This window comes from Photobacterium rosenbergii (assembly GCF_033022775.1).
Lineage (GTDB): Bacteria > Pseudomonadota > Gammaproteobacteria > Enterobacterales > Vibrionaceae > Photobacterium > Photobacterium rosenbergii_A.
The window spans coordinates 64,390-88,189 of sequence record NZ_JAWJZI010000007.1 but is presented as its reverse complement, the minus strand read 5'-3'; the positions used below and the strand labels follow the sequence as shown (position 1 = coordinate 88,189).

20 protein-coding genes are annotated in these 23,800 nt (G+C 50.5%); 10 read left to right on the top strand and 10 right to left on the bottom strand.

The window, feature by feature from the left end; translation table 11 throughout:
• Positions 1 to 24 precede the first annotated feature (24 nt).
• The 5 genes from R2X38_RS17165 (at position 25) to aroC (ending at position 5,811) form a co-directional block, all read left to right on the top strand.
• Positions 25 to 1,071, top strand: a complete 1,047-nt coding sequence (locus tag R2X38_RS17165) for a hypothetical protein (protein WP_317523550.1) — start codon at positions 25 to 27, stop codon at positions 1,069 to 1,071.
• A 6-nt stretch (positions 1,072 to 1,077) separates the two neighbouring features.
• Positions 1,078 to 1,668 carry an LPP20 family lipoprotein gene (locus R2X38_RS17160; protein ID WP_317523549.1) on the top strand — a complete coding sequence of 197 codons (591 nt, stop codon included), beginning with the start codon at positions 1,078 to 1,080 and terminating at the stop codon, positions 1,666 to 1,668.
• 73 nt (positions 1,669 to 1,741) lie between these two features.
• A complete protein-coding gene (locus R2X38_RS17155; protein WP_317523548.1) occupies positions 1,742 to 3,073 on the top strand; it encodes a transglycosylase SLT domain-containing protein in 1,332 nt (443 codons plus the stop codon).
• Between the two features lie 159 nt (positions 3,074 to 3,232).
• Positions 3,233 to 4,375 carry a 23S rRNA pseudouridine(2604) synthase RluF gene (gene rluF / locus R2X38_RS17150; RefSeq protein ID WP_317523547.1) on the top strand — a complete coding sequence of 381 codons (1,143 nt, stop codon included), beginning with the start codon at positions 3,233 to 3,235 and terminating at the stop codon, positions 4,373 to 4,375.
• Positions 4,376 to 4,725: 350 nt separating this feature from the next.
• On the top strand, positions 4,726 to 5,811 hold the full coding sequence (aroC, locus tag R2X38_RS17145) for a chorismate synthase (RefSeq protein WP_317523546.1): 1,086 nt from the start codon (positions 4,726 to 4,728) through the stop codon (positions 5,809 to 5,811).
• Positions 5,812 to 5,900: 89 nt separating this feature from the next.
• Here aroC and R2X38_RS17140 read toward each other — a convergent pair whose 3' ends face one another.
• The 5 genes from R2X38_RS17140 to R2X38_RS17120 all read right to left on the bottom strand — a co-directional run bounded on the left by R2X38_RS17140 (position 5,901) and on the right by R2X38_RS17120 (position 11,383).
• On the bottom strand, positions 5,901 to 6,548 hold the full coding sequence (locus R2X38_RS17140) for a trimeric intracellular cation channel family protein (protein WP_039462018.1): 648 nt from the start codon (positions 6,546 to 6,548) through the stop codon (positions 5,901 to 5,903).
• 327 nt (positions 6,549 to 6,875) lie between these two features.
• Positions 6,876 to 8,195: an outer membrane protein transport protein gene (locus R2X38_RS17135; protein ID WP_317523544.1), complete on the bottom strand. Its 1,320-nt coding sequence runs from the start codon at positions 8,193 to 8,195 to the stop codon at positions 6,876 to 6,878.
• A 354-nt stretch (positions 8,196 to 8,549) separates the two neighbouring features.
• Positions 8,550 to 9,797, bottom strand: a complete 1,248-nt coding sequence (locus R2X38_RS17130) for an outer membrane protein transport protein (protein WP_317523543.1) — start codon at positions 9,795 to 9,797, stop codon at positions 8,550 to 8,552.
• Positions 9,798 to 10,107: 310 nt separating this feature from the next.
• The gene (locus R2X38_RS17125) at positions 10,108 to 10,824 is read right to left on the bottom strand and encodes a DUF3379 domain-containing protein (RefSeq protein ID WP_317523542.1); all 717 of its coding nucleotides are present in this window, start codon (positions 10,822 to 10,824) and stop codon (positions 10,108 to 10,110) included.
• A complete protein-coding gene (locus R2X38_RS17120; protein WP_317523541.1) occupies positions 10,817 to 11,383 on the bottom strand; it encodes a sigma-70 family RNA polymerase sigma factor in 567 nt (188 codons plus the stop codon). Before R2X38_RS17120 ends, R2X38_RS17125 begins: the two co-directional genes overlap by 8 nt.
• 618 nt (positions 11,384 to 12,001) lie before the next feature.
• On the opposite strand from R2X38_RS17120, the gene fadI reads away from it, so the two are divergent.
• Both fadI and fadJ read left to right on the top strand, forming a co-directional pair.
• Positions 12,002 to 13,312, top strand: coding sequence for an acetyl-CoA C-acyltransferase FadI (gene fadI / locus R2X38_RS17115; RefSeq protein ID WP_317523540.1), 1,311 nt, complete (start codon positions 12,002 to 12,004; stop codon positions 13,310 to 13,312).
• The gene (fadJ, locus tag R2X38_RS17110; protein ID WP_317523539.1) at positions 13,312 to 15,426 is read left to right on the top strand and encodes a fatty acid oxidation complex subunit alpha FadJ; all 2,115 of its coding nucleotides are present in this window, start codon (positions 13,312 to 13,314) and stop codon (positions 15,424 to 15,426) included. The genes fadI and fadJ overlap by 1 nt, the downstream gene beginning before the upstream one ends.
• A gap of 95 nt (positions 15,427 to 15,521) precedes the next feature.
• On the opposite strand, the gene R2X38_RS17105 is transcribed toward fadJ, so the two are convergent.
• Positions 15,522 to 15,815, bottom strand: a complete 294-nt coding sequence (locus R2X38_RS17105) for a hypothetical protein (protein WP_317523538.1) — start codon at positions 15,813 to 15,815, stop codon at positions 15,522 to 15,524.
• Positions 15,816 to 16,098: 283 nt separating this feature from the next.
• Positions 16,099 to 18,864, bottom strand: coding sequence for an insulinase family protein (locus R2X38_RS17100; protein WP_317523537.1), 2,766 nt, complete (start codon positions 18,862 to 18,864; stop codon positions 16,099 to 16,101).
• Positions 18,865 to 19,178: 314 nt separating this feature from the next.
• Between R2X38_RS17100 and sixA the strand changes: the two genes are divergently transcribed.
• Both sixA and R2X38_RS17090 read left to right on the top strand, forming a co-directional pair.
• Positions 19,179 to 19,652, top strand: coding sequence for a phosphohistidine phosphatase SixA (gene sixA / locus R2X38_RS17095; RefSeq protein ID WP_317523536.1), 474 nt, complete (start codon positions 19,179 to 19,181; stop codon positions 19,650 to 19,652).
• Between the two features lie 95 nt (positions 19,653 to 19,747).
• Entirely contained in the window at positions 19,748 to 20,107 is a 360-nt protein-coding gene (locus R2X38_RS17090) for a hypothetical protein (protein WP_317523535.1), read from the top strand.
• A gap of 56 nt (positions 20,108 to 20,163) precedes the next feature.
• Here R2X38_RS17090 and smrB read toward each other — a convergent pair whose 3' ends face one another.
• Positions 20,164 to 20,694 (bottom strand): endonuclease SmrB, encoded by a 531-nt coding sequence (gene smrB / locus R2X38_RS17085; protein ID WP_317523534.1) that lies wholly within the window; start codon positions 20,692 to 20,694, stop codon positions 20,164 to 20,166.
• Between the two features lie 53 nt (positions 20,695 to 20,747).
• Between smrB and prmB the strand changes: the two genes are divergently transcribed.
• A complete protein-coding gene (gene prmB, locus R2X38_RS17080) occupies positions 20,748 to 21,680 on the top strand; it encodes a 50S ribosomal protein L3 N(5)-glutamine methyltransferase (RefSeq protein WP_317523533.1) in 933 nt (310 codons plus the stop codon).
• A 70-nt stretch (positions 21,681 to 21,750) separates the two neighbouring features.
• On the opposite strand, the gene queC is transcribed toward prmB, so the two are convergent.
• Both queC and R2X38_RS17070 read right to left on the bottom strand, forming a co-directional pair.
• On the bottom strand, positions 21,751 to 22,449 hold the full coding sequence (queC, locus tag R2X38_RS17075) for a 7-cyano-7-deazaguanine synthase QueC (protein ID WP_317523532.1): 699 nt from the start codon (positions 22,447 to 22,449) through the stop codon (positions 21,751 to 21,753).
• A gap of 223 nt (positions 22,450 to 22,672) precedes the next feature.
• Complete coding sequence (locus tag R2X38_RS17070; RefSeq protein WP_317523531.1) at positions 22,673 to 23,740, bottom strand: PLP-dependent cysteine synthase family protein; 1,068 nt, start codon at positions 23,738 to 23,740, stop codon at positions 22,673 to 22,675.
• Positions 23,741 to 23,800 lie beyond the last annotated feature (60 nt).

Below are 23,800 nucleotides of genomic sequence, written 5' to 3'. Positions count from 1 at the left end.
CTACAATAAATGGATATAAGGTTCATGTCTAAGAAACTACTATTAGCAGCGAGTATTACTACCGTTCTAACCGGTTGTATAAGCACGCCGGCGCCGGAAGGCGTATGTCACTCGAGCACGGCGATCAACATTCCGCAAAGTGAGGTGAAGGTAAAAACCTCCCAGGGTAAAAAAGCGATTGTCCTCCCTGTAGATGTTGCACGTGGTGTTGATAACCCATCAATCATGTCTGCGGCATTCCAGCACCGTTTGGAAAGCCAAGTGGATCACTCTGGTGCGAAATTAGTTGACCGTTCTCTGGCTGGCAAATTAAAGCAAGAAATCAAGCTGGCGGAGGAAAGTGGCCGTTTCAACACTTCTGGTGTGGCGATTGCCGACTACGCGGTATTGGCTGAGGTGACTTCAGCAAGTCTTAAGTACTCTTTTGATGATGAAGAGTACAAAACGGACGATGATGGTGATACGAAATATTACCCAGCAGAATGTACCTTTACCGGTGAAGTCGAGGGTATTGTAAAGGTGGTTGAGCTGCCGAGCATGGAAGTGGTGAAACGCATTGAGCTTAGTTCATATGAAGTGAGTATTTTTGAGCAGGATCGCCCTGACTCTGATTGTCCTATCTCTAATGGTCAGTACAAGCGAATTATGCAGGAAGCTGCAAAGAATGCAGTGAATCGTAGTGATGATTTGAAAAACCAGCTAGCGCCAAGTGGAGTGGTTGAAGAACTACGCCAATGTGATGAGTACGGTACCATGGTTCGTGTCAATATGGGGACTACGCTGGGAATCCGCCATGAGCAAGTCGTTGAAATTTCCTCCGTCGAGCAGGTGACATCTCCTGATGGTAATCAAGAAGTCGAATTTTATTCTCTGGGTCAAGGTAAAGTTGCAGAAAAAGAGAACCGTCAAGGTTTGAAAGCGCGCTATTCATGGGTTGGTATTGATCCAGAAAATGCTTTGAAAATTCAGCGAGGTGATTTTGTAGAGGCTCGTTATGACAGCGGTTGTAACGACCTACCAAAAATGCTTCAAGGGCCTTGTTGGGACGTTTATGAATCATTTCAGGGGTAATCGAAAATGAAAAAACTACTCCTATCAAGCGCTGTGGTTCTCGGCTTGTCGGGTTGCCAGTCAACGGGCGGCAATAATATTCAGGACCTGACTTGCTACTTCCCTGACTCTGTACAGGATGAAGCCCCAAAGTGGGTGTGTGATGTCATGCCAGACAGCATTGCGATCGGCAGTGTGGGTTATGCCAAGAAAAGTGCTGCGGGCATGAGCGTGATGCGCACCATCGCTGTGAATGATGCCCGTCGTGGTCTTGCAGAGCAGTTCGAGTCGAACGTGAACACTATGTTCAAGCAAGCCATGGCAACCACAGTTCAGTCTACTGGTGAAGCCGTGTCTGAAGAAGTGAACGAGCAGTTTGAGTCTGTGACCAAGACCATGACCTCTCGTACGCTGTCGAACAGCCGTGTCATTGTAACGCAGCGTAGCCCGGCCGGTGGTTTGTACACCCTAGTGGGTATGGACCAGGCAACTTACGACAGTAATGTTGCGCAGGTTGTTGAGGCCGCAAGCAATAAAGAATCTGGCTTGTGGAATAAATTCAACAATAAGAAAGCAGAAGAAAGCCTGCAGCAAGCACTGGATTCCATGATTCAGTAAGCAGCGCGATGACGGCTAAAAGGCTACCTAGGTAGCCTTTTTTTATGGCTTTACAGGATAAAAAGGAACGGAAATGAAGTTAACCCGACTAGCATGTTATTGCGCATTATTGTTATCTGTCCCACTGTCTCACGCAACGAACGACCCGTTTGCCGAACTGGATGCTGCAGTGGCAGAAGCCAACAAGCCACAGTCTGAGCTGGAGGCTGAATATGAAGCTTTTGTGGTTGAATACATGGCGGAGTACCAAACGTGGCGCAGTGAGTACCTTAAAGAGTTCGATGAATACCGTGCCCAGGTGATCGCTAAGTGGGGTGACGGTATCGTGTCACAGAGCCACGTCAATGTTGCATACAGCGAAGACAAAGAAGCTAGAACGATTGTGGATTTTGAAAAAAATGAAGCAAGGGTAGCGCTGTTGGTTGATAGCGATACAAGCCCTGAGCAAGTGAAGCAACAGCTGGAGCAGGCAGCGTCCAAAGCACTGGCGCAAGGTGAAAGCTTACTGACCGAGGCCGTTGGCGCTGCGAAAGAGCTGCCGGTTGGTGAAGTGGTTGAGGCATCGGTGAGTTTTGCCAAAGATGTCGAAGTGGCCGCCAAGAAGGTGATTGTCGAGCAGTCTCGGGCGCAGTTGCAAGAGATCGACAAAGAGTCGGAAGCGTTGCTTAACAAGAGCCAGGAGATCAGCGCTGATCTGGTCGAAAGTATCACGATCAAGAAAAAAGAGCAGTTGATCGCCCAGACCAAGGAACGTTTGGAGTCTCTAGAAAAAACGTATGATGAAGCAAGGGCCAAGGCATCGGTACTCACCAAGAAGAAGGTGGTGGAATACCGAATTCAGTTACCCGCCAACGGAATTGGTAAGCGTGCGGCGAAGTTTGTTGATTTTGCCGAGAAAGAGAGCGAGCGCTTCCAGATCCCTGCGGCTTTGGTGATGGCGATCATGCATTCGGAGTCGAGTTTCAACCCTAAGGCGAAATCACCGATCCCGGCGTACGGCCTGATGCAGATTGTCCCAACGACTGCAGGTCATGATGTTAACGCCCGCATCCGTAATATTAATGCGCCGATGCAGCCAGACGAGTTGTATCTTGCTGACGTAAATGTCGAAACAGGGGCCGCCTATCTGAATATTCTGGATAAGAGCTACCTCAAATCCATTACGGATCCGCAGAGCCGGTTGTACTGTACGATTGCCGCGTATAATACTGGTGCAGGTAATGTGGCTAAAGCCTTCAATACTGATGGCTCTCGGAATATTCGCAAGGCAGCCAAAGTGATCAACACCCTCAGCCCTGATGAGGTGTATCAGAAACTGCTGCAAAACTTGCCTTATGACGAGACGAAAAATTACCTGAAGAAGGTGACAAGTCGCATTGCGCTGTACGAACAACATGCCTCTTAACAGCTAATATTTTGATATCTGACAATGCCACCGCTGGGTGGCATTTTTTATTTTTCTTTCCCATGGTGCTGGGCTATTGCTAAAATATCCGGCTAACACATATTTATGTTCGTGACTAACCTTGATCGCGTTGTGAAACGCGCAGTATAGAAGAAAACTATGTCTCAAAATCAGCCTAACAAGAGTGCTGCTAATGGCGAGCAGGCCAAAGCAGTTCGACTTAACAAATTTATCAGTGATACAGGCTATTGCTCACGCCGTGAGGCGGACAAGCTTATTGATCAAGGAAGGGTGACCATCAACGGTCAGCAGCCTGAGATGGGCGTCAAAGTCATGCCGGGTGATGAAGTGCTGGTGGATGACAAGCCACTTCGTGCCAAAGAGCAGCCAATTTATATCGCATTGAATAAGCCGGCCGGTATTACCTGTACCACCGAGCGCCACATTAAAGACAATATCGTTGATTTTATCGGCCATCGTAAGCGTATCTTCCCGATCGGCCGTTTGGATAAGCCTTCTGATGGTCTGATCTTCCTGACCAATGATGGTGATATCGTCAACAAGATCCTGCGCGCCGGTAACTCGCACGAGAAAGAGTATGTGGTGCGTGTCGACAAGCCGATCACCCAGGAGTTTATCGATAAGATGGCTTCTGGGGTTGAGATCCTTGATACCGTAACCCTGCCGTGTAAGGTCACCAAGGAGACTAACTACTCGTTTCGTATTGTGCTGACCCAAGGTTTGAACCGCCAAATCCGCCGTATGTGTGAAGCGCTGGGCTACGATGTCTTCAAGCTACGCCGCGTGCGTATCATGAACATCAGTATTGACGGCCTGCCAAACGGTAAATGGCGTTACCTGACCGATGCGGAAATTGCTGAGATCCACAGCCTGATTGCAGATTCGAGCAAAACCGAAGAAGCTTCTAAGGTCGATGGTCAAGGCCAGAACATCAAGAAAGCGACGGATGCCAAGCTGTTTGATAGCCGCCAGCAGGCCAAGCAAGATGGCGAAGGCAAAATCAAGTACAAGACTTACCAAGGCAAGGGCGAGCCGAACCGCCGCCGTGGTGGTGAGCGCAATGATCGTGATGACCGCGCCTCACAAGGCCGAGGGCAAGGCCGTAGTCAAGGCCGTCAGGACGAGCGCAGAAGCCCGCGTCCGGGCCGTGGCGTGCAGCCGGGTCACCGCCGCAACCAGCGTGATGATGAAGCGCCTCGCTCTCGTAACAGTTCAGGTTCTCGCAACAGCAGTGGTGGCTCAAGCCGAATTCAGAAGTGGAAATCACCAAAGTCTGAATAATTCAGTACATTCTAAGATTTGAATCGGAGATGAAATTTCAAAAACGCATATAGACATCCATGTCGCTCCAACCCAACGTCCATGTTGGGTAGGTTTTGAAATTTAATCCCCATCCAAATCATTCTTCAGTATGAAGTTAAAGAGCGGGCTTAATTAGCCCGCTTTTTTGTATCTGCTTGAAGGAAAAATTTCTGTCACATTCACTCTTGCAATCCCGCCAGCGAATTTGCACTATTGTACTCATTGACGAAAACACCCAATCACCGAGATATCACTTGGCCGGCCTTGCCGACAATGTTGGTTATACGCCCCTCGCGGCGATCAAGCGGTAAGAATTCACAGAGGAAGTAATGGCAGGCAATACTATTGGACAACAATTTCGCGTCACCACGTTTGGAGAGAGTCATGGTCTGGCACTGGGTTGCATTATTGACGGCTGCCCACCGGGGCTGGAGCTGACCGAAGCGGATATGCAGCATGACTTGGACCGTCGTCGTCCGGGCACATCGAAATACACTACCCAACGCCGCGAACCGGATGAAGTCAAAATCCTCTCTGGCGTATTCGAAGGCCAGACAACCGGTACTTCCATCGGTTTGTTGATTGAAAATACCGACCAGCGTTCAAAAGATTATTCGAATATCAAAGACCTGTTCCGCCCTGGTCATGCTGATTACACCTACCACCAGAAATACGGTATCCGTGATTACCGTGGCGGCGGTCGCTCTTCGGCTCGTGAAACAGCCATGCGCGTTGCTGCCGGTGCTGTAGCCAAGAAGTACCTTAAGCAGGCATACGGTGTCGAAGTGCGTGCTTATCTTTCTCAGATGGGCGATGTGAAAATCGATAAGGTTGACTGGGAGCAGGTTGAGCAAAATGCCTTCTTCTGTCCGGATGCTGATAAAGTCGAAGCGTTCGACGAGCTGATCCGTAAGCTGAAGAAAGAAGGCGATTCTATCGGTGCTAAGCTAACTGTGGTTGCCAACAATGTTCCTGTTGGTTTGGGTGAGCCGGTATTCGACCGTCTTGACGCTGACATTGCCCACTCGCTAATGAGCATTAATGCCGTAAAAGGGGTGGAAATCGGTGATGGCTTTGAAGTGGTAGAGCAGCGCGGTAGCGAGCACCGTGATGCGATGACGCCGGAAGGTTTCAAGTCTAATCACGCCGGTGGTATTTTAGGTGGTATTTCGTCTGGTCAGGATATCGTGGCGCACATTGCCCTTAAGCCAACATCCAGTATTACCGTGCCGGGCGAGACGATCACTAGGCAGGGTGACACTGCGGAGGTGATCACCAAGGGCCGCCATGACCCATGTGTGGGTATTCGAGCGGTGCCAATTGCTGAGGCGATGCTGGCAATCACCTTGATGGATCACTTGTTGCGTCACCGCGGCCAGAATGCCGATGTGATGACGGAAACACCAAAGATTTAAACTGTTTTCAGTTTTATCAAGATGCAAAAAAGCGAGGACGTGTCCTCGCTTTTTTGTGTTCCGTTCGTTCCGTTTTTTACTTTGAATGATTAACTCTCAGGTGCTTCTCGACTCTCCTTAACCGTTTCCACTTCGTCAAAACTAAAGACGGGTAAACTCCAACCGAACTGTACTGCGGCAATGCGAATGCAGAAACCCACCACGAGCGTACTGATCGTGACAATGGTTTCTTCTACGCCCAAGTAGAGCAAGCCGAAGTACATGCCACCCGAAATGAAGGCTACTGATGCATAAAACTCTTTTTGTAGCACCAGTGGCGGGCGGCGGCAGATCAAATCTCTTAGCAGGCCACCAAATACACCCGTCACGACAGCGGCAACCAGACAGATCAACGGCGATAGGCCCATGTCCATTGCTACGCGGCAGCCGATAATGCTAAAGACAATCAACCCCAGCGAGTCCAGCAAGACAAACACTTTATGGAAGCGAACCACTTGCGGTGCCACCATGGTGGTGAAGAGTCCGGCCAGGCAGGTAATCGCCAAGTACTGCGGGTTAGCAACCCAACCCAGCGGGTAGTGACCTAGCAATACATCACGCACCGTACCGCCGCCAATCGCCGTGGCACTGGCAACCAGCATGACACCAAACCAGTCCATGTGACGTTTACCCGCAGCCAAAGCCCCAGTCATAGCTTCAGCCGTGATCCCGATGATGTATAGAGTTGTTAATAGCATGATTTAATTAGATGTAAATAAGGGTGCCTGAAAGAGGTAGCGATTTTATGCCCTGTTTTTACTGGCGTCGAATGAAATGAATTTTTTAATACATGAATTGATTTCATGTATCAAAAGGGCGGCTCTGGGAAAATAAGGCCCTAGGCTCTTGGAAGAGCAAGAGCAAGAGCAAGAGCAAGAGCAAGAGCAAGAGCAAGAGCAGGGGGGGTGGGTGAAACAAAAAAAGAGTGCCGTTTGGGCACTCTTTGATACGCTTTTTTAGCCTTTAGCCTTTAGCCTTTAGCCTTTAGCCTTTAGCCTTTAGCCTTTAGCCTTTAGCCTTTGGCCTTAAAACTTATAGTTCGCCTGAACACCGACTAGCCATACGTTGCCAGTCGTTTCGCCCGCGAAGCTCGCGATTGGCATGCCATCAACATCCAGACTTTCATTCATAGAAGCATCTTTAGCGAAGATGTAGGTAAAGCCGGCGTCGAAGCTCAATGCGTCAGACCACTGGTAACCCGCACCTAGGCTCAGCCATAGACGGTCAGTTTCTGGGATAGTTTGGGTACGATGTTCGCTGCTCACAGCAGAAGTATCGTATGCCACACCGGTACGCACTGCCAATTTGTTGGTGTACTGGTACGTAGCACCCAGGGCGATACGGTAGTTGTCTTCCCAGTTTTCTTCCTTGATCAGATCTGGCGCAGAGCTGATAGATGGGATGTTAGCTTCAAGTCTGTCGAAGCTACTCCAATCGGTCCAGTTGAAACTGGCGTGCATTGCTAGCTTATCGGTCAGCTGGTGGAAGCTGGCAATCTCAGCGGTTGCCGGCAGGGTCAGTGCCATGCTGCCCGCGTATTTACTGCCAAAAGCAGAGCCGGTCGCGATATCGTAGTAAGCACCAGAGGCTTCGCCCTTTAGCTTGAGATCAACTGCAGAGCGGTAGTTGACGCCAATACGGTTGCTATCATTGATCTGCCAAGCGGCACCAAGTTGCCAGCCCCAGGCAGAGTCGTCACCTTCCATATATTTAAGGTCTGCACCTTGGGCTTTGCCAATGAGGTAATCAACCTTGTCTATACCTGTTTGCGGAAGGTTGTTTGGAATAGATGCACCAAAGTGGCCTTCGCCCATTACGTAGCGAACACCCGCACCAATGCTGAATTGGTCGTTAACCTTGTAGGCAACGTTAGGGTTGATTTCAACCGACATGATATTGGCTTGGTTACCAAAGATAGTACCAAGGAAATCGCCGCCAAGCTCCGTTTCCATACCGTAGTTGGTCGCTAGTGCCAAGCCTACTGCCCACTGCTCATTGACGCGGTGTGAAATGTAGAAGTTTGGGATCACTGCCGAGTGGGCAATGTCACTGGCTTTGGTTGTTGCCACTTTCTGGCCAAGCAGGCTGACATCACCCTCAACATCGATGTTTGGATCAACATAGATAGCACCAACAGAAACCTGAGTACCTTCAAGGTAGGTCATCATTGCTGGGTTGCGGTACTGGGCACTGGCGTTGTCTGCCATTGCTGCTTCACCGGCAAACGCGCGGCCAAGGCCGGTTGCTGAATATTCGGCAAGCTGGAAGCCTGCTGCCATGGTGCTGGTGCTGAAACCAAGTGTTAACGCTGCTGCTAGCGAAAGAGTAATTTTATTTTTGTTCATCAGTCTAATATGTTCGCTGAAATTCAATAGGGCGAATCATACGCCTTAGAGTAATAGCTTTAAGTTTTTCTTGTGCTGAAACACTCAATAGGATGAAAATTTCACATTAATTAAACTTCTTGGTTTTTTATCTGGTAATAGTTGCTCGATACCTTCTGGTCTGATGAGTTTTCAGCGTACATATGTGTCTGAATGGGTGCGTTTGAGCGACGGGTTGTACACTCAAATTAGCGATGTTTATGAGAACGTTGGTGATGGCAGGAAATAGGGATTTAAGAACAGTTGCTTAGAGCAGATACAAAAAAGGAGCCATCAGGCTCCTTTTGTTAAAGCATAGAAATGATGTTCGCTGACTTAGAACGAACGGCTGTACTGGATACCGTATAGCCATGCGTTTGCGCGGGTTGTTGCAGTAACCTGGCTAAAGCCTGAGCTGTTCTCTACAACATCGACATCTTCACCTAGAAGGTAAGTTACACCCACATCGATGTTAGACTTGCTGTCGATGTGGTAGGTGAAACCGCCCGAGAACCAGTTACGATCTGAGTCTGGCACTGAGATTGATGTGCGCTTGTCTTGAGCACTGGTATCGTGCATGTAACCGGCACGCAGGGTCCAGTCGTTGTTCAGGTAGTAAGTACCACCGATGGCGTAGTGCCAGCCATCCTGCCACTCGTAAGTATTCAGTACATCGCCACCTGTGGTTTTCAGATCTTCAAATGCGCTCCAACCAATCCACTGTACGCTATAGTGAACCGCGAACTGCTGGTTCAAGCGGTGGTAACCAGAGAACTCAGCCATATCTGGTAGGGCAATCTTAAGTTTATCACCGCTAATATCAGGGTTGCCGCTTTTCGCACCTGCGTAGAACATGTCACCATCGACTTCTAGCTCAGGGCTGTAGCGGTAAGAAAGGCCGAAACGGTGGTTTTCGTTCAGCTCGTAAACGGTACCGATGTTCCAACCGAAGCCAACACCATCAGCATCAACATCAACAAGTGCACCACCAGGAGCTGGGGAGACTAGAGCATTAGAGCGCTTTAGCTCTCCTGAACCGTAGATGATGTCCAGGCCACCACCAACACTCCATTGCTCGTTGAAGCGGTAAGACGCCGCTAGCGCAAAGTTGATGCTTTTCACATCAGTCAGGCCGCCGTATTCGTTAGCAGCAAAGTCATTACTGAACTCAGTTTTTGTGCCGAAGTTCGAATAAATACCGCCACCTAGCGTCCACTGATCATTGATTGGGTGGATGTAATAGATGTTAGGAACCGGTGACACATCACCAATAGACTGAGTAGGTAGATCTGTTGGTTGACCGCCAGTAGTTAGGCCAGCATAGGTGATGTTTTTAACTTCGATATCCGTATCAACGGCATTGAGACCAAGAGAAATAGCCGGTGCATCAAACAGAGACATCGCAGCGGCGTTACGTGCCATTGCAGATGCGTTATCGGCGATAACCGCATCACCGGCGAATGCACGGCCAAGGCCCGTTGCAGATTGTGCGTTCAGCTGGAAGCCAGCCGCCATTGCTTGCTGAGAAGCCATCGTGATCGCAACCGCAACCAGTGACTTTGTAAACAGACGCTTCTTGTTCATATTTATAGTTATTCCTAATTTTTTATATATAACTTTTTTATCTGCCTCTTTGTGCAGATTTCGCAAGATTGTATGGTTGGTTGGGGTTTGATCAAATCAGACCAGTTGGCAACCTCTTGATTGTTATTGCTGGGTTAACAATCAGCTAACGAGTGTATGGTAAAATTGGTAGGAGGAGGGAGCAAAAAAGTTAAAATATGCAACGGAGCTAACATTTTACAATTGGTATGCTTATGCCATATAAAAAGCCATAAAAGCATTGAGATAAATTATGCTTTTACGGCCTTGGGTTGTGAAATGTAAGAAAGTGTTATATTTCCCAATTCAACTTATTGCTGAGGCTTTTGGCTACGGGGGACACGTCTTGTCCTTTGTCACCAACAATGACAAGGCTGGCGTTTTGTACTGGCATGACAACACCTTGCATGTCCGTCCCCTCAAACTGGGTCATGTCTGATGACTGTTGCTCCGGTACCACAAAGACCGTGACTTTTCCCTCGGGCGTCCCCATGACCATGTGCAGGGCAAACTTGTCGCCAAAGCCGCAATGGTTAATGTAATAGATATGTCCAGGCACTTCATTGAAGCTTGAACCAAACGGTGTCAGCTTGGCATTAACCTGGCTCAGACTCACAGATTCATCGATATTGGCCACAAACCCAGCTTCATGTTTAACATGATCCATCGCGATCTGTGCGATTTCCAAATGATGGTTATCAGGCCCCACCTCTTGATTGAATTGCCCGACAAAGATGCCGAAGACAAAGGCCACGGAGGCTGCCATCGCGATTAATGCTCGTGGCTTCCAGCTTTTTGAGCTTGATTGGCCTGATTGATGGAATAGGATACGGTCGGCCAGATCGTCTGGTACATCCACTTTCATGGCCTGCTCTAATTTACTGTCGAGCTGTTGTAGCTCGTCGGATAGTTTGCGGTTAGTAATAGACGCATTACGCGCTTCAGCCATGTCTTGGCTGTTGTCAAAAGGATCAGCCAAGAGTCGGCGTCGGAATTCTAGATCATCCATTTTGCTGCCCCCTCCGATCGGTGTGCTGTTCGAGTTGCTCTTTGAGTTGGTTTCTGGCGCGGAACAAGCGCGTCATCACGGTATTGCGGTTGAGGCCGAGGATATCGGCAATTTCATCCCCACTAAATCCTGCCATCACCTGCAATACTAACGGTTCCCTGTATTCCGGAGCCAGTTTCATTATCTGCTTGCGTAGCATTTGTTGCTCCAAGTCACTTTCATTGCCATTTTGCTGAGTATCTGCAATGGCATAGTCATCGATATCAACCAAGTCGAGCTGCTTACGCTCGAAGCGTCGGGCATTCTCCCGGCGTAGGATCGTAATCAACCATGATTTGGCGGCTTTATCATCTTGAAGGCTATCGAGGGAGCGCCATGCCCGCAAACAGGTTTCCTGAACCAAGTCCTCCGCGATATGGGGGTCGTGGCACAGCCAGTATGCGTAGCGGTAGAGATCCCGATGCCAGGCCCTTACAAGGGCTTCGTATCGTCTTTGCTTATTCATATCCACAGAGACCGAGGCATCAGGCTTTTTCTTTCGAAAAAATGACTTAATCATAAAAGTGTCCGTTTCATGCCGAACCTTGTCGCTAAATTTGCGATAAAACGACAATGTTCCGCTGATTCATCCAATAATCCGCATTAAAATTGATCTGGTTCAAATTGTGTCTTGGTGAGCAAGTTATAGTAGTCAACGTCATCTGATACTGAGCTTTGCGACTCGTACAGTGGATTTTGTACGGTAACAGGGTTCAATATCTGTTGAGCAAGATGACAACTTCCTTTTGAAGGCTGACTTTACTTTCTCCTATCAGGCTTGCCTGATTTGCAATTGGCTTTATGTTAATTGACTTATACCTTACATGGATTGCTTTCCGTGTAAATTACAACCATACCGTTTCGGTATGGTTTTTTTTTATCTTAGCAAACTGACCCGCATCCAATTCACATCTGTCTTTATTGATAGCTAAGTTTTTCACTTGCCGTCAAATTTTCCTTATGACGCTGTTTTTCCGCGCTGATAAATTCCTACACTGCATCTGTTGCCATAGAGATCCCACTTTTTAAACATTTGTTTGATTCTGGTAACAACTGCATTACAATTGTTGTGGTCAGACCTCTAAAGTAGATCCTGGGGCAAGATTCCCCATACCCGACATATTAATAAGGAGTAGCGATGACACGTCTCCAAAAGCTCACGACGTCACAGGGTGAGCGCATCGCCGTTGTAAGTGGATTACGTACCCCCTTTGCCCGCCAGTCAACCGCCTTTGACGGTGTTCCGGCACTGGACATGGGGAAAATGGTTGTCAGTGAAATGCTCCAGCAGGTGGACATCGATCCCAAGCTGATCGACCAAGTGGTATTTGGCCAGGTGGTACAGATGCCGGAAGCGCCGAATATTGCCCGTGAAATTGTGCTGGGTACTGGTATGGATATTGGCACTGACGCGTACAGTGTTACCCGTGCCTGTGCGACCAGCTTCCAGGCTGCCGCCAATGTGGCGGAAAGCATTATATCGGGCACCATTGATATTGGTATTGCGGGCGGTGCGGATTCATCGTCGGTGCTACCTATTGGTGTATCCAAGCATCTTGCTGCGACATTGCTGGCGCTGAGCAAGGCCAAAACCATGAGCAAGCGTTTAAAACTGCTCAGCAAGCTCAGCGTGAAAGATCTGATGCCGGTACCGCCAGCGGTTGCCGAATATTCAACAGGCTTGAGCATGGGCCAAACCGCCGAGCAGATGGCAAAGAGCCACGGCATTACCCGCCAAGAGCAAGATGCGCTGGCGCATCGCTCGCACACCCTGGCAGCGCAGGCCTGGCGTGATGGTTTGATCCAAGATGAAGTGATCACTGCTTTCCCGGAACCTTACCGCCAGTGGATCGATAAAGATAACAACATTCGAGAAGACTCCACCCTTGAGTCCTACGCCAAGTTGCGTCCGGCCTTCGATCGTAAGTTCGGCTCGGTGACGGCTGCGAACTCAACCCCGCTAACCGATGGGGCTGCCGCGTTGTTGTTGATGCGCGAGGGCAGGGCGAAAGAGCTTGGCCTGAAACCTTTGGGTTATATCCGCTCCTACGCATTTTCGGCAATTGGTGTCGAGCAAGATATGTTGATGGGACCATCCTACGCCACCCCGATAGCACTGGATCGTGCGGGCGTCACTTTGCGTGACCTGACCCTGATCGACATGCACGAAGCCTTTGCAGCTCAGGCGTTATCGAATGTGAAGATGTTCGGCTCGACGCAGTTTGCCAAGGAAAAACTCGGTCGCAGCGAAGCCATTGGCGAAATCGATATGGATAAGTTCAATGTCCTCGGTGGTTCGATTGCCTACGGTCACCCGTTTGCCGCAACCGGTGCACGGATGATCACCCAGACCTTGAGGGAGCTACAGCGCCGTGGTGGTGGATTAGCGTTGAATACTGCCTGTGCTGCTGGTGGCCTTGGTGCCGCAATGATTTTGGAGGCCGAATAATGACTGAACAACAATCTGCATTCACATTGTCGTACGCTGATAACGGCGTAGCTTGGCTTAAAATCGATGTGCCCAACGAGAAGATGAATACCCTGCAGGCACAGTTCGGCGAGCAAGTCAGTAAGGTGCTTGAAGAGCTTAAGGGTAAGACCGATATAAAAGGTATGGTGGTTTATTCGGGCAAGCCGGATAACTTTGTTGCCGGTGCCGATATCCGTATGCTGGCAGCCTGTACCACGGCCGAGGAAGCCGCCTCGCTGGCCGAGCAAGGGCAGAAGCTGTTTGCCGAGCTGGAAAACTTGCCTTTCCATACTGTTGCTGCTATCCATGGCCCGTGTCTGGGCGGTGGCTTGGAGTTGGCTTTGGCTTGTCATAGCCGTGTATGTTCTGACGATGACAAGACCCGCCTCGGTTTGCCGGAAGTACAGCTTGGTTTGCTGCCGGGCTCGGGCGGAACTCAGCGTTTGCCTCGCCTGATTGGCGTCGCGGGTGCGCTGGATATGATCCTGACCGGTAAGCAACTGCGTGCCAAAAAAGCCAAGAAGCTCGGTGTGGTTGATGAAGCCGTACCGCTGAGTATCTTGCTGGATGTTGCCGAGAAGCAAGCCCTGAAACCTAAACCTAAACGCCAGCTTTCATTGCAAGACCGTGCAATGGGGGGGAACTCTCTCGGGCGCTCTTTGGTGTTCGATCAGGCCACCAAGAAAACCCATGATAAAACCCGCGGCAATTACCCGGCAGCTGATGCCATTTTGGATGTGATCAAATATGGCCTGCAAAACGGCATGACCAAAGGCTTGGCCCGTGAGGCGAAACTGTTTGGTGAGCTGGTAATGACGTCGGAATCAGCAGCATTGCGCAGCATCTTCTTTGCTACTACCGCAATGAAAAAGGAGTCCGGCTCGGAGGCAGAGCCACGCAAGATCGGGCATGTCGGTGTGCTAGGCGGTGGCCTGATGGGCGGCGGGATCAGCCATGTGACCGCGAGCAAGGCGGGCTACCCGGTCCGTATCAAGGACATCAATAACGATGGCATCCTCAATGCGATGTCTTACAACTATAAGTTGTTGGATAAAAAGCGTAAGCGCCGCATCATCAGCAAAGCGGAATTACAAAAGCAGATGCAAAGCATTGCTGGCGGTATCGACTATACCGCATTTGATCGCATGGATGTGGTGATTGAAGCGGTATTTGAGGACTTGGGCCTGAAGCACCTGATGGTCAAGGAGATCGAGGCCAATGCCAAGCCTGAGACAATCTTTGCAACCAATACCTCCTCACTGCCGATCCACCAAATCGCTGAAGCTGCTGAACGCCCTGAAAACGTAGTTGGCCTGCATTATTTCAGCCCGGTAGAGAAAATGCCGTTGGTAGAGGTGATCCCGCATGACGGGACGTCCGAGGAAACCGTGGCGACAGTGGTCGCGCTGGCGAAAAAGCAAGGCAAAACGCCAATTGTGGTCGGTGACAAAGCCGGTTTCTACGTTAACCGTATTCTGGCGCCTTACATGAACGAAGCAGCTCAGGTGCTATTGGCTGGAGAGCCGATAGAGCACCTTGATGCCGCATTGCTTGATTTTGGTTTCCCGGTGGGGCCGATCACCTTGCTGGATGAAGTTGGCGTTGATATCGGCGCGAAGATCATGCCGGTATTGGTGGGTGAGCTGGGTGAACGTTTCCAGGGGCCGGATGTGTTCGACAAGCTGCTCAATGATGGCCGTAAAGGACGCAAAACCGGTAAAGGCTTCTACCTGTACAACAGCAAGAAAAAGGCGGTCGACAAGAGCGTCTATAAGCTGTTGGGACTCGATCCTGAGAAGAAAGCCGATGCCGAGGCGATTGCTATGCGCTGTACGCTGATGATGCTCAATGAAGCCGCTCGCTGCTTGGATGAAGGTGTGGTGCGTTCTGCACGCGATGGCGATATCGGTGCGATTTTCGGAATTGGCTTCCCGCCGTTCCTAGGCGGTCCGTTCCGCTATATGGATCAGCTCGGTATCAAGCGTGTGGTTGAGTTGTTGACCGAGCATGCGGATAAATATGGCGAGCGGTTCAAACCGTGCCAGGCGTTGATTGACATGGCTGAGGCTGATCAGAGTTACTACACAGACTAGTTCTATCGCTTGAGGTCAAATCACCGATGTTATCAAAGCCAGTTGCAACCGTGACTGGCTTTTCTTTGTTTGCGCGATTGCTTTCTTTGCCTGTGTTATTGCTCCGGGAAGAATTTGACAATGCGCAGTCGGAAACGCGGTTCAAACAAAGCTGGGCGGAGGAAATGATAAGCCAGCATGGTGATGGACATTGCGATAAGAACGTTCATTCCGACCAAGGTGACAAGCGGAGTTGTCATGGTGATAATGAATGCCAAAGCATACAGCAAGATATCGGCTTCATGGTGAGCAAGGGCACTATGGCAGTGCGGACAGGCAAAAAAGTCTTCGTAGCTGCTTAACGAAGGACTGGTTATTGTCTGTTGGCAATGTGGGCAGTGCTGGCTCATGGTAAACCTACTCCTCGATTTTTCTAACAAAATGGATGGGGTGCTACTGTAAGCATGTAGAAGCCTATACCTGTAACACATATCTATAAGACGACCGATAATGTTGAATGGTTCACTACTCTGCTACTGATTAGTTCTGAGAATTATTTTTTCAATATCACCACGGTGGTAAAAAACTATAAAAAATAGAAAACTTGTATAAAGTTTGGCTTTAACTTGTTGTAAATAAAGAAAACCCGGCCAGGCCGGGTTTTTTTGGGGTGTTTAGACTCAAGCCGTAAATTCAGTAAGCCTCTTTCTGGAACTCATCGATAGAACCAATAGACGTTCCGATATGAAGTGGCTCTAAATTGCTGTGAGCTTGCCCCTGGCTGTGCATGACAATGCGATTCGATGTGCGCGGCTTAACGATGTCGACAATAAACCTTACCATGTCGGCGCGGCTGAGCTCAGTCAAGGCTTCGATGACTTTTTGCCGCTGGTTGAACTCGTTATCCTTGTTGCCGATGCTGACCCAGAAGCGCTGGGCGCGGGCGCGCAGGTTGGTATCGGGTTCTGAAATTTGCGCTATTAACCCTTGTTTGCTGGCTTGCCACTGGGCTTCGTTGAGTTCAAGTAGAACCAGGGCGAAGTCATTGGTAAATTCATCGATGGCCTCGAGCAACTGGGTCGGAGCGGCAACCGGTGACTGGATGTACAGGATCAATCCAGGATGGCGATTGAGCGGTAGATTTGCGGTACCCACCATGTAACCGAGCTGCTGTCGCGTGCGGAGTTCATGGAAAAATGTGGTCGACATCAAATGATTGGCCAAGGTGTAAATGGCTATCTTTCTTGGTGTTGTTTCACGCGACTGATAGTACATCAGCAAGGCCGAGTCAGCGTGGTCGCAGCTAATTTCGTGGCTCAGGGTACCTGAGTTGCCCAATCGAACCAGAGGCCTTTGTGATTCGCCGTAGAGCTGGTCGGTTACTCGGAAGGCATCTTTGAGGGTTTCTGCAAGGGAAATGGCATCCTCTTTGAGCCAGTTACCATAGACGAAAGTATCGATATGTAGCTCGGCGAACATCGCTTCGACAAAGGCGGGCAGCTCGTCTACCTCAATACTTTCTAATGCCTCAAGCAAAACCGGGTAAGGTGGGTTGTTAGGTTGCAATACCCCGGTTAAGGCGTTGAACAGCTGGGATATTGGCTTGTCCTGAGCCGCATTGCGCCAGTTTCTCAGCATCTGGGCCTTGATGTTCCTGAAACGTTCAGGATTGAAATCGCGATTGGCAAAGCGATCTAATAGCAGCTTGAGCAGCAGAGGCTGCTTTTCACTGAAGCCAGATAACTGCAATGTGACGCCGCCCTGGTGGGCATAAAGGTTATATGACATCCCCGCAATCTCTGCCGGATAGGCCGTTTCATTGATAGCATCGAGCAGCATCTCAACGCACAGCCGGGTCTTGACGATATTACGAGGCGAATTGACGGCATGTGGGCTGTCGATAGCCACATAGACAATCCCTTTCGGGACCCGGAATTCATGCTCTTGCTTATACCACAGGCGGAATCCCGGCAGGTCCTGGAGCAGCTGGGGGGGCTGTTCGGCACCCTCTGCGAGCGGCAACGGATCGGGCCTTTCGCACAGGTAAGGGTTCTGTTCTGGAAGAGTGAGTTCCGGCTCTGCCCCCGGTGCCTGCCAGGTAGCCAATTGCTGTTCGGTAAACGGCCTGACGCCATAAGGCGTGTGGTACCACCGGGCGACCTTGTCGTTGTCCTGACCTTGGGCAACCAGCACCAGTCGCATATTCTGCGGTGTCAGCTTATCCAGGAAGGAGGCAATGAGCGCCTCGTCGTAGTTGGCCATCATGTAGTCGCCATAGATGATATCGTCAGGCGCATAGTGCAGTAGGTTCATCACCAAGTAGCTGACCGTATCGAGCGGGCGGTTTTTCTCCTGGTAGCGAAATGCCATGTCCAGTACGGATTTTTTCTCGTCGAAGCGCCACTTATCCAATCCTTGTTGGCGGATCAGCTCGATGTATTGGAAAACGGTTTTGACTATCTCGTCGACGTTATCCAGCCCTTTTGGGGTGAGGTTGAGGCCGACGGTAAACTCCCGGAAGTTGCTGCCGCTGACACCTCCGCCAGCCGCCAAGGTATTGATAAAGCCTCTTGATTTCAACAATGACATCAGGCTACCACTGCCCTCGTTACCCAGAAGGTGGGCAATGTATGAAAGGGGCTTCTCGCGATAGTACTGATCAACTGCCGGTAGGGTGAATGAAAGCGTGAGTTTACGCACTTCCTTGATCGGATCGATAGTAATGAACTTGGCTTTCTCGTTGTCCGATACCAAAGGGACGGCAATCTCCGCTTTCTTGTTCCCGGTATTGGGAATATCACGGAAGAAGGTTTGGGCGTAGGCATCCAACTCTTCCAACGACTGAGGACCAAGCAGAACAAGCCCCATCAGACTGGCGCAGTAATGGGTCTGGTAGAAGGTGAGCAGCTCGTCACGGACCGAGTTGTCATTACGGTCTTCCAGCGTAGAGAGATCACCGACCGAGAATTTGGAAAATGGGTGCTCGGGGTTGATGGTTTCCTTGTGAACTTGGTACAGGCGGCGTACATCGTCTTTAAGCTTCAGCTTGTACTCAGAATCAACCGCATTGCGCTCTTTGTCGACAGCCTCTTCATTGAATAGCGGTGCGGTAAAAAATTGGCCGAAGCGATCGAGGCCCTCACCGAAAGCATGGGGACTTACCTCAAAGAAGTAGGTGGTGTTCTCGGTCCCAGTCCAGGCATTGTTGCTGCCGCCACTTTGGTTGATAAAGGTTTGGAATTCACCCACGCGCGGGTATTTTTCGGTGCCGAGAAACAGCATGTGCTCGAGAAAATGCGCCATGCCCTGACGGTCAATAGGATCGTCAAAGTGGCCAACCTTTACCGACAGTGCAGCCGCTGAGCGGGGGGCTTCAGCATCATGTACCAGCAGTACCTTCAATCCATTGGGCAGGGTGAGGTAACGATACTGCTTAGGGTCATTCGGACTTGTATGCACAGGAAGAGCCTATTATTCAAAGGAAATTAAACTAATTATGACGCTCATTAGAAAGGGTGGCAAATTTAACCCATGTTTATTTGCCAAGAAACAAAAGCTTAGCGAATCGATTTCTAACGGCGGTCACGGAACCTCGAACAGGGTGAGCGGGATCTCTGTTTTCTGCTGGGTTTACTTGCTAGCATAGCTTGAAGTACGTCTTTTCTGATGGTGAGAAGTCGGTAAGTAAGCCTGAGTTTGATCGATCACTAATCACTGACAGTAATTATAAATAGGTGTGTGATCGGGTATCAGACTGTGAAATTGGATAAATTATGCGAATTTATATTATGCGTCATGGTGAAGCCCAGCACTTTGCAGCCAGTGATGCAGAACGCCCACTGACCGACAGAGGGGCCTCCCTTTCTGAGCAAATGGCATTGCAACTTGCCGGCCAGTTCGACAACGATCTGGATATGGTCTGGGTGAGCCCTTACCTGCGAGCACAGCAGACATGGCAATCAATGGCATCGCATTTGCCTGAGCCTAAACGCCTGATGACCGTTGATGAGATTACCCCTTACGGTGATGCCGAAGATGTGGCTGCTTACCTTAAAGCGGTGATCGGTATCGAGCAGCCGGAAAACCTGCTGATCGTCTCGCACTTGCCTTTGGTGGGCTATCTGACTGCCGAAATGGTCCCCGGCCTGCAGCCACCAATGTTCATTACCTCTTCCATTGCTGCGATAGATTACCAGCCAGATAGCGACAGTGGCGACCTGCTGTGGCACGCCAACCCTGAAGGCTAGTTCAGATATCCCCGGAATACGTTAGGAAAAATCCTAAGGTTTTTCCGGGTGGTGCCGATGTATTCTTTAATCCTCTTGAATTCAAAGACGTTTTGATGAAAGCAAAGTTATCACTAGCGATGGGTGTCGCACTGCTTGCTGGATGCGTGCAAATGCCGCCAGCCCCTAGCATTAATGCCAATGGCGCCATTAAGTGGGCCAATGGTATCACTGAAGATATGCATATTTCGGCGTCGGGGAGCACCCTGACATTTGCTTCGCCGCAAAGCCTGTTCAATCCGGGAGGGATCACTATTTTCTCTCGTATCGACAGTGCCCGAAACGGAGTCTGTGAACACTATTACAGTGAGCAGGCGGTGAAAACACGGATGAATATTTGTGATAGCGGGGAAGTGACCCTCCTTGTGGAAGGCCAGGTTATCAATGTGGGCTCGCTAGCACGCTTTGTCTACTAGGTGGTAGGAGACGGCTTTGGGCTAGTGGAGAAAGAGTCAGTAGCCCATTGCCCTGTTTATCTTTCCGGAATATCCAGCAATACCAACAGGGCACCGTCACCGCCGAACTCCAGCGGCGCTTGGTGGAAAGCCATCACGTCAGGATGCTGTGCCAGCCACATCGGTGCTTTTTGCTTGAGGATGTGTTTGCCGATCCCGTGCATCACACAGCAGCAGGACACTTTTTCCTTGATGCAGGCTGCAATCATTGCTGCCAACTCGCGTTTGGCCTCTTTCTGGGTCATCCCGTGCATGTCCAGGTACATATCGGGGACATAGACCCCACGGCGCAGCTTTTTCACCTCATACTTGGACACGCCAGTGCGCGCATATTGGGTCGGGCCGGTCTCGCTGAGGTGGGGCTCGAACTCGTCAGAGAAGTAAAACTCGTGATTTTGTGTTTCTTTTGCCGAGACTTTTGGTTTATCAGTCTTTGGACCCTGTCGGCGGGGCGTGATTATGGTATCATTAGTGATCTTTTTTACGCCCTTAACCGCTTCCTGGAAGAGCATCAGATCATCGTCCAGGTTAGTATCTTTTTTGCTCATAGTGAAATTCCAACAACTTTATAGCGGTATTGTAGCGCCATTCGGAGGCTATTTTGGATAAGATTTTTGTCGACGAAGCCGTCAACGAACTTCATACATTGCAGGACATGCTACGTTGGACGGTTAGCCGTTTCAATGCTGCCGGTCTTTTTTATGGTCATGGTACAGACAATGCGTGGGACGAAGCGGTTCAGCTTGTGCTACCAACTCTGTACTTACCCCTTGATGTGCCATCAGAAGTACGTCACTCACGCCTGACCAGCAGCGAGCGCCACCGTATTGTTGAGCGCGTGATCCGCCGTATCAAGGAACGCACCCCGGTTGCTTACCTGACTAACAAAGCCTACTTCTGTGGTATGGAATTCTTTGTCGACGAACGCGTACTTGTGCCACGTTCGCCAATCGGTGAGCTGATCGAAAACTTCTTCGAACCGTTCCTGCAAGAGCGCCCGACCCGTATCATGGACTTGTGCACCGGCTCTGGCTGTATCGGTATTGCCTGTGCCCATGCGTTCCCGGAAGCGGAAGTTGATATCGTTGATATCTCAACCGATGCCCTGGCGGTTGCCGAGCAGAATATCCAGGACCACGGTCTTGAGCAGCAGGTGATCCCGCTGCGCTCTGATCTGCTGCGCGATGTGCCGAAAGACCAATACGACCTGATCGTGACCAACCCACCGTATGTGGATCAGGAAGACATGGACAGCCTGCCGGATGAGTTCCGCCACGAGCCAGAGCTTGGTCTTGCTGCAGGTACCGATGGCCTGAAGCTGGTCCGCCGTATCTTGGCAAATGCCCCTGACTACCTGAAAGAAAACGGTGTGCTGATCTGTGAAGTAGGCAACTCGATGATCCATATGGAAGAGCAGTACCCGCATATTCCGTTTACCTGGATCGAGTTCGAAAACGGCGGCCATGGTGTATTCATGATGACCCGCGAGCAGCTGCTTGAGTGTGCTGATGAGTTTGCGCTGTACCGCGATTGATTAGCGATTCGAATCAAATAAAAACCGAAGCACTAGCTTCGGTTTTTTTATGTGTGATTGTTGAAAGCTGTTAAGCGGCACCCGCCTGCTGCTTGGCTTTTAGTTCGGCCATGATCGCATCTTGGTTGGCATGGTAATCATCCAGGCCTGCCTTGCGCAGATCACAAGATGGGCAGTCGCCACAACCATCGCCGATAATACCGTTGTAGCAGGTCAGGGTCTTCTCGCGCACGAAATCTAGCTTACCGTATTGATCGGCCAGTGCCCAGGTTTCGGCCTTGTTGAGCCACATCAGCGGGGTTTCAATCTTCAGCGCCCGATCCATACCTAGTACCAGCGATTGGTTCAGCGATTTGACGAATTCGTCACGGCAGTCCGGGTAACCGGAAAAGTCGGTTTCGCATACTCCGGTGATCACCGCTTCGGCACCAATCTGGTAAGCATAGATACCCGCAAGGGTCAGGAATAGAATGTTGCGGCCAGGAACAAACGAGTTCGGCAGGCCATTTTCCTGCAACTCGTGAGAGACTGGGATATTGTCGCGGGTCAGCGAGCTGATCGCCAGTTCGTTGAGCAAGCCTACGTCCATTACCTTATGTGCAGCGACACCCAGTTCTTTGCAGACCGACTCAGCGACTTCGATCTCCAACTTATGGCGCTGGCCATAATCGAACGTAATACAGTGTACTTCATCATAATGGGCCATGGCCTGGATCAGGCAGGTCGTGGAGTCTTGGCCGCCACTAAAAACAACTACGGCTTTGCGCATGAATAATTTCCTATGTTGTTGTCGTACCGAAAAACAGTCGGTAGGGACTACCCCTATTGTCATAAGGGTAGGCCAACAGCAGGTTCTCTATTGGCAGGCTCATGCTACCGCAGCGGCCGGAAAGAGAAAAGCCCAGAAATTAAAGCCCAGCGGCAAAACCGGAGGCACAAAGCAGCGCAAAAGCCGCCACCGCAGAGGCGAGGGCCTGGGCGGATTGGGGGAGTTAGCCTAGCAGGCCGGTTTGCTCGAACTGCTCGAGCTGGTTGAGGTAGCAGCCGAAATCACTGATGTTGTCTGTTACCCAGTCCTGGTTGAAATAGGTGTCGAGGTAGCGCTCGCCGCTGTCGCACAGCAAGGTGACAATCGAACCGGACTCGCCACGGGCCTTCATCTCGCTTGCCAGTTGCAATACACCGTACAGGTTGGTACCGGTCGATGCTCCTACCTTGCGGCCAAGTAGCTTTTCTAGCCAATGCACGGTGGCAATACTGGCCGCATCCGGGATCGTCCGCATCTCGTCGATCACATCCGGGATAAAGCTAGGCTCAACCCGCGGGCGGCCGATACCTTCGATCCGGCTGCCGCATTCGCTGGTCAGCGATGTATCGCGGGTTTTGTAGTACTGGTGGAAGACCGAGTTTTCCGGATCAACCACACACAGCTTGGTGCTGTGCATCTGGTAGCGAATGTAGCGGCCGATGGTGGCAGAGGTTCCACCGGTTCCCGGGCTCATGACGATCCAGCGGGGGATAGGGTGCTGCTCGAGCTTCATCTGGTCGAAGATGCTGTTGGCGATATTATTATTCCCGCGCCAGTCGGTTGCACGTTCGGCGTAGGTGAACTGATCCATGTAATGGCCATTGAGCTCCTGTGCCAGGCGGCGCGACTCGTCATAGATTTCGCTCGTGCTGCCGACCAAGTGCGCCCGTCCGCCGTAAAACTCGATTTGCTCGATTTTCTTGCGGGCGGTACTGCGCGGCATCACGGCAATGAACGGCAGACCTAGCAGTCGGGCGAAGTAGGCTTCCGATACGGCAGTACTGCCTGATGAAGACTCGATGATCGGGGTATCTTTACCAATCCAGCCATTACACAGGGCAAACAGGAACAGCGAGCGGGCCAGACGATGCTTGAGGCTACCTGTTGGATGGGTGCTTTCATCTTTTAGGTAGATATCAATGCCGTCCAGCGACGGGATATCCAGCTTGATCAGGTGGGTATCGGCTGAGCGCTGAAAGTCGGCTTCAATTTTGCGGATCGCTGTATGGATCCATTGTGGGTCGTGGCTCATGGTCGCTCCTTTTACTGTGTGGCTGCATTACTAGGTATACATATTATGTAAGTAATGTAT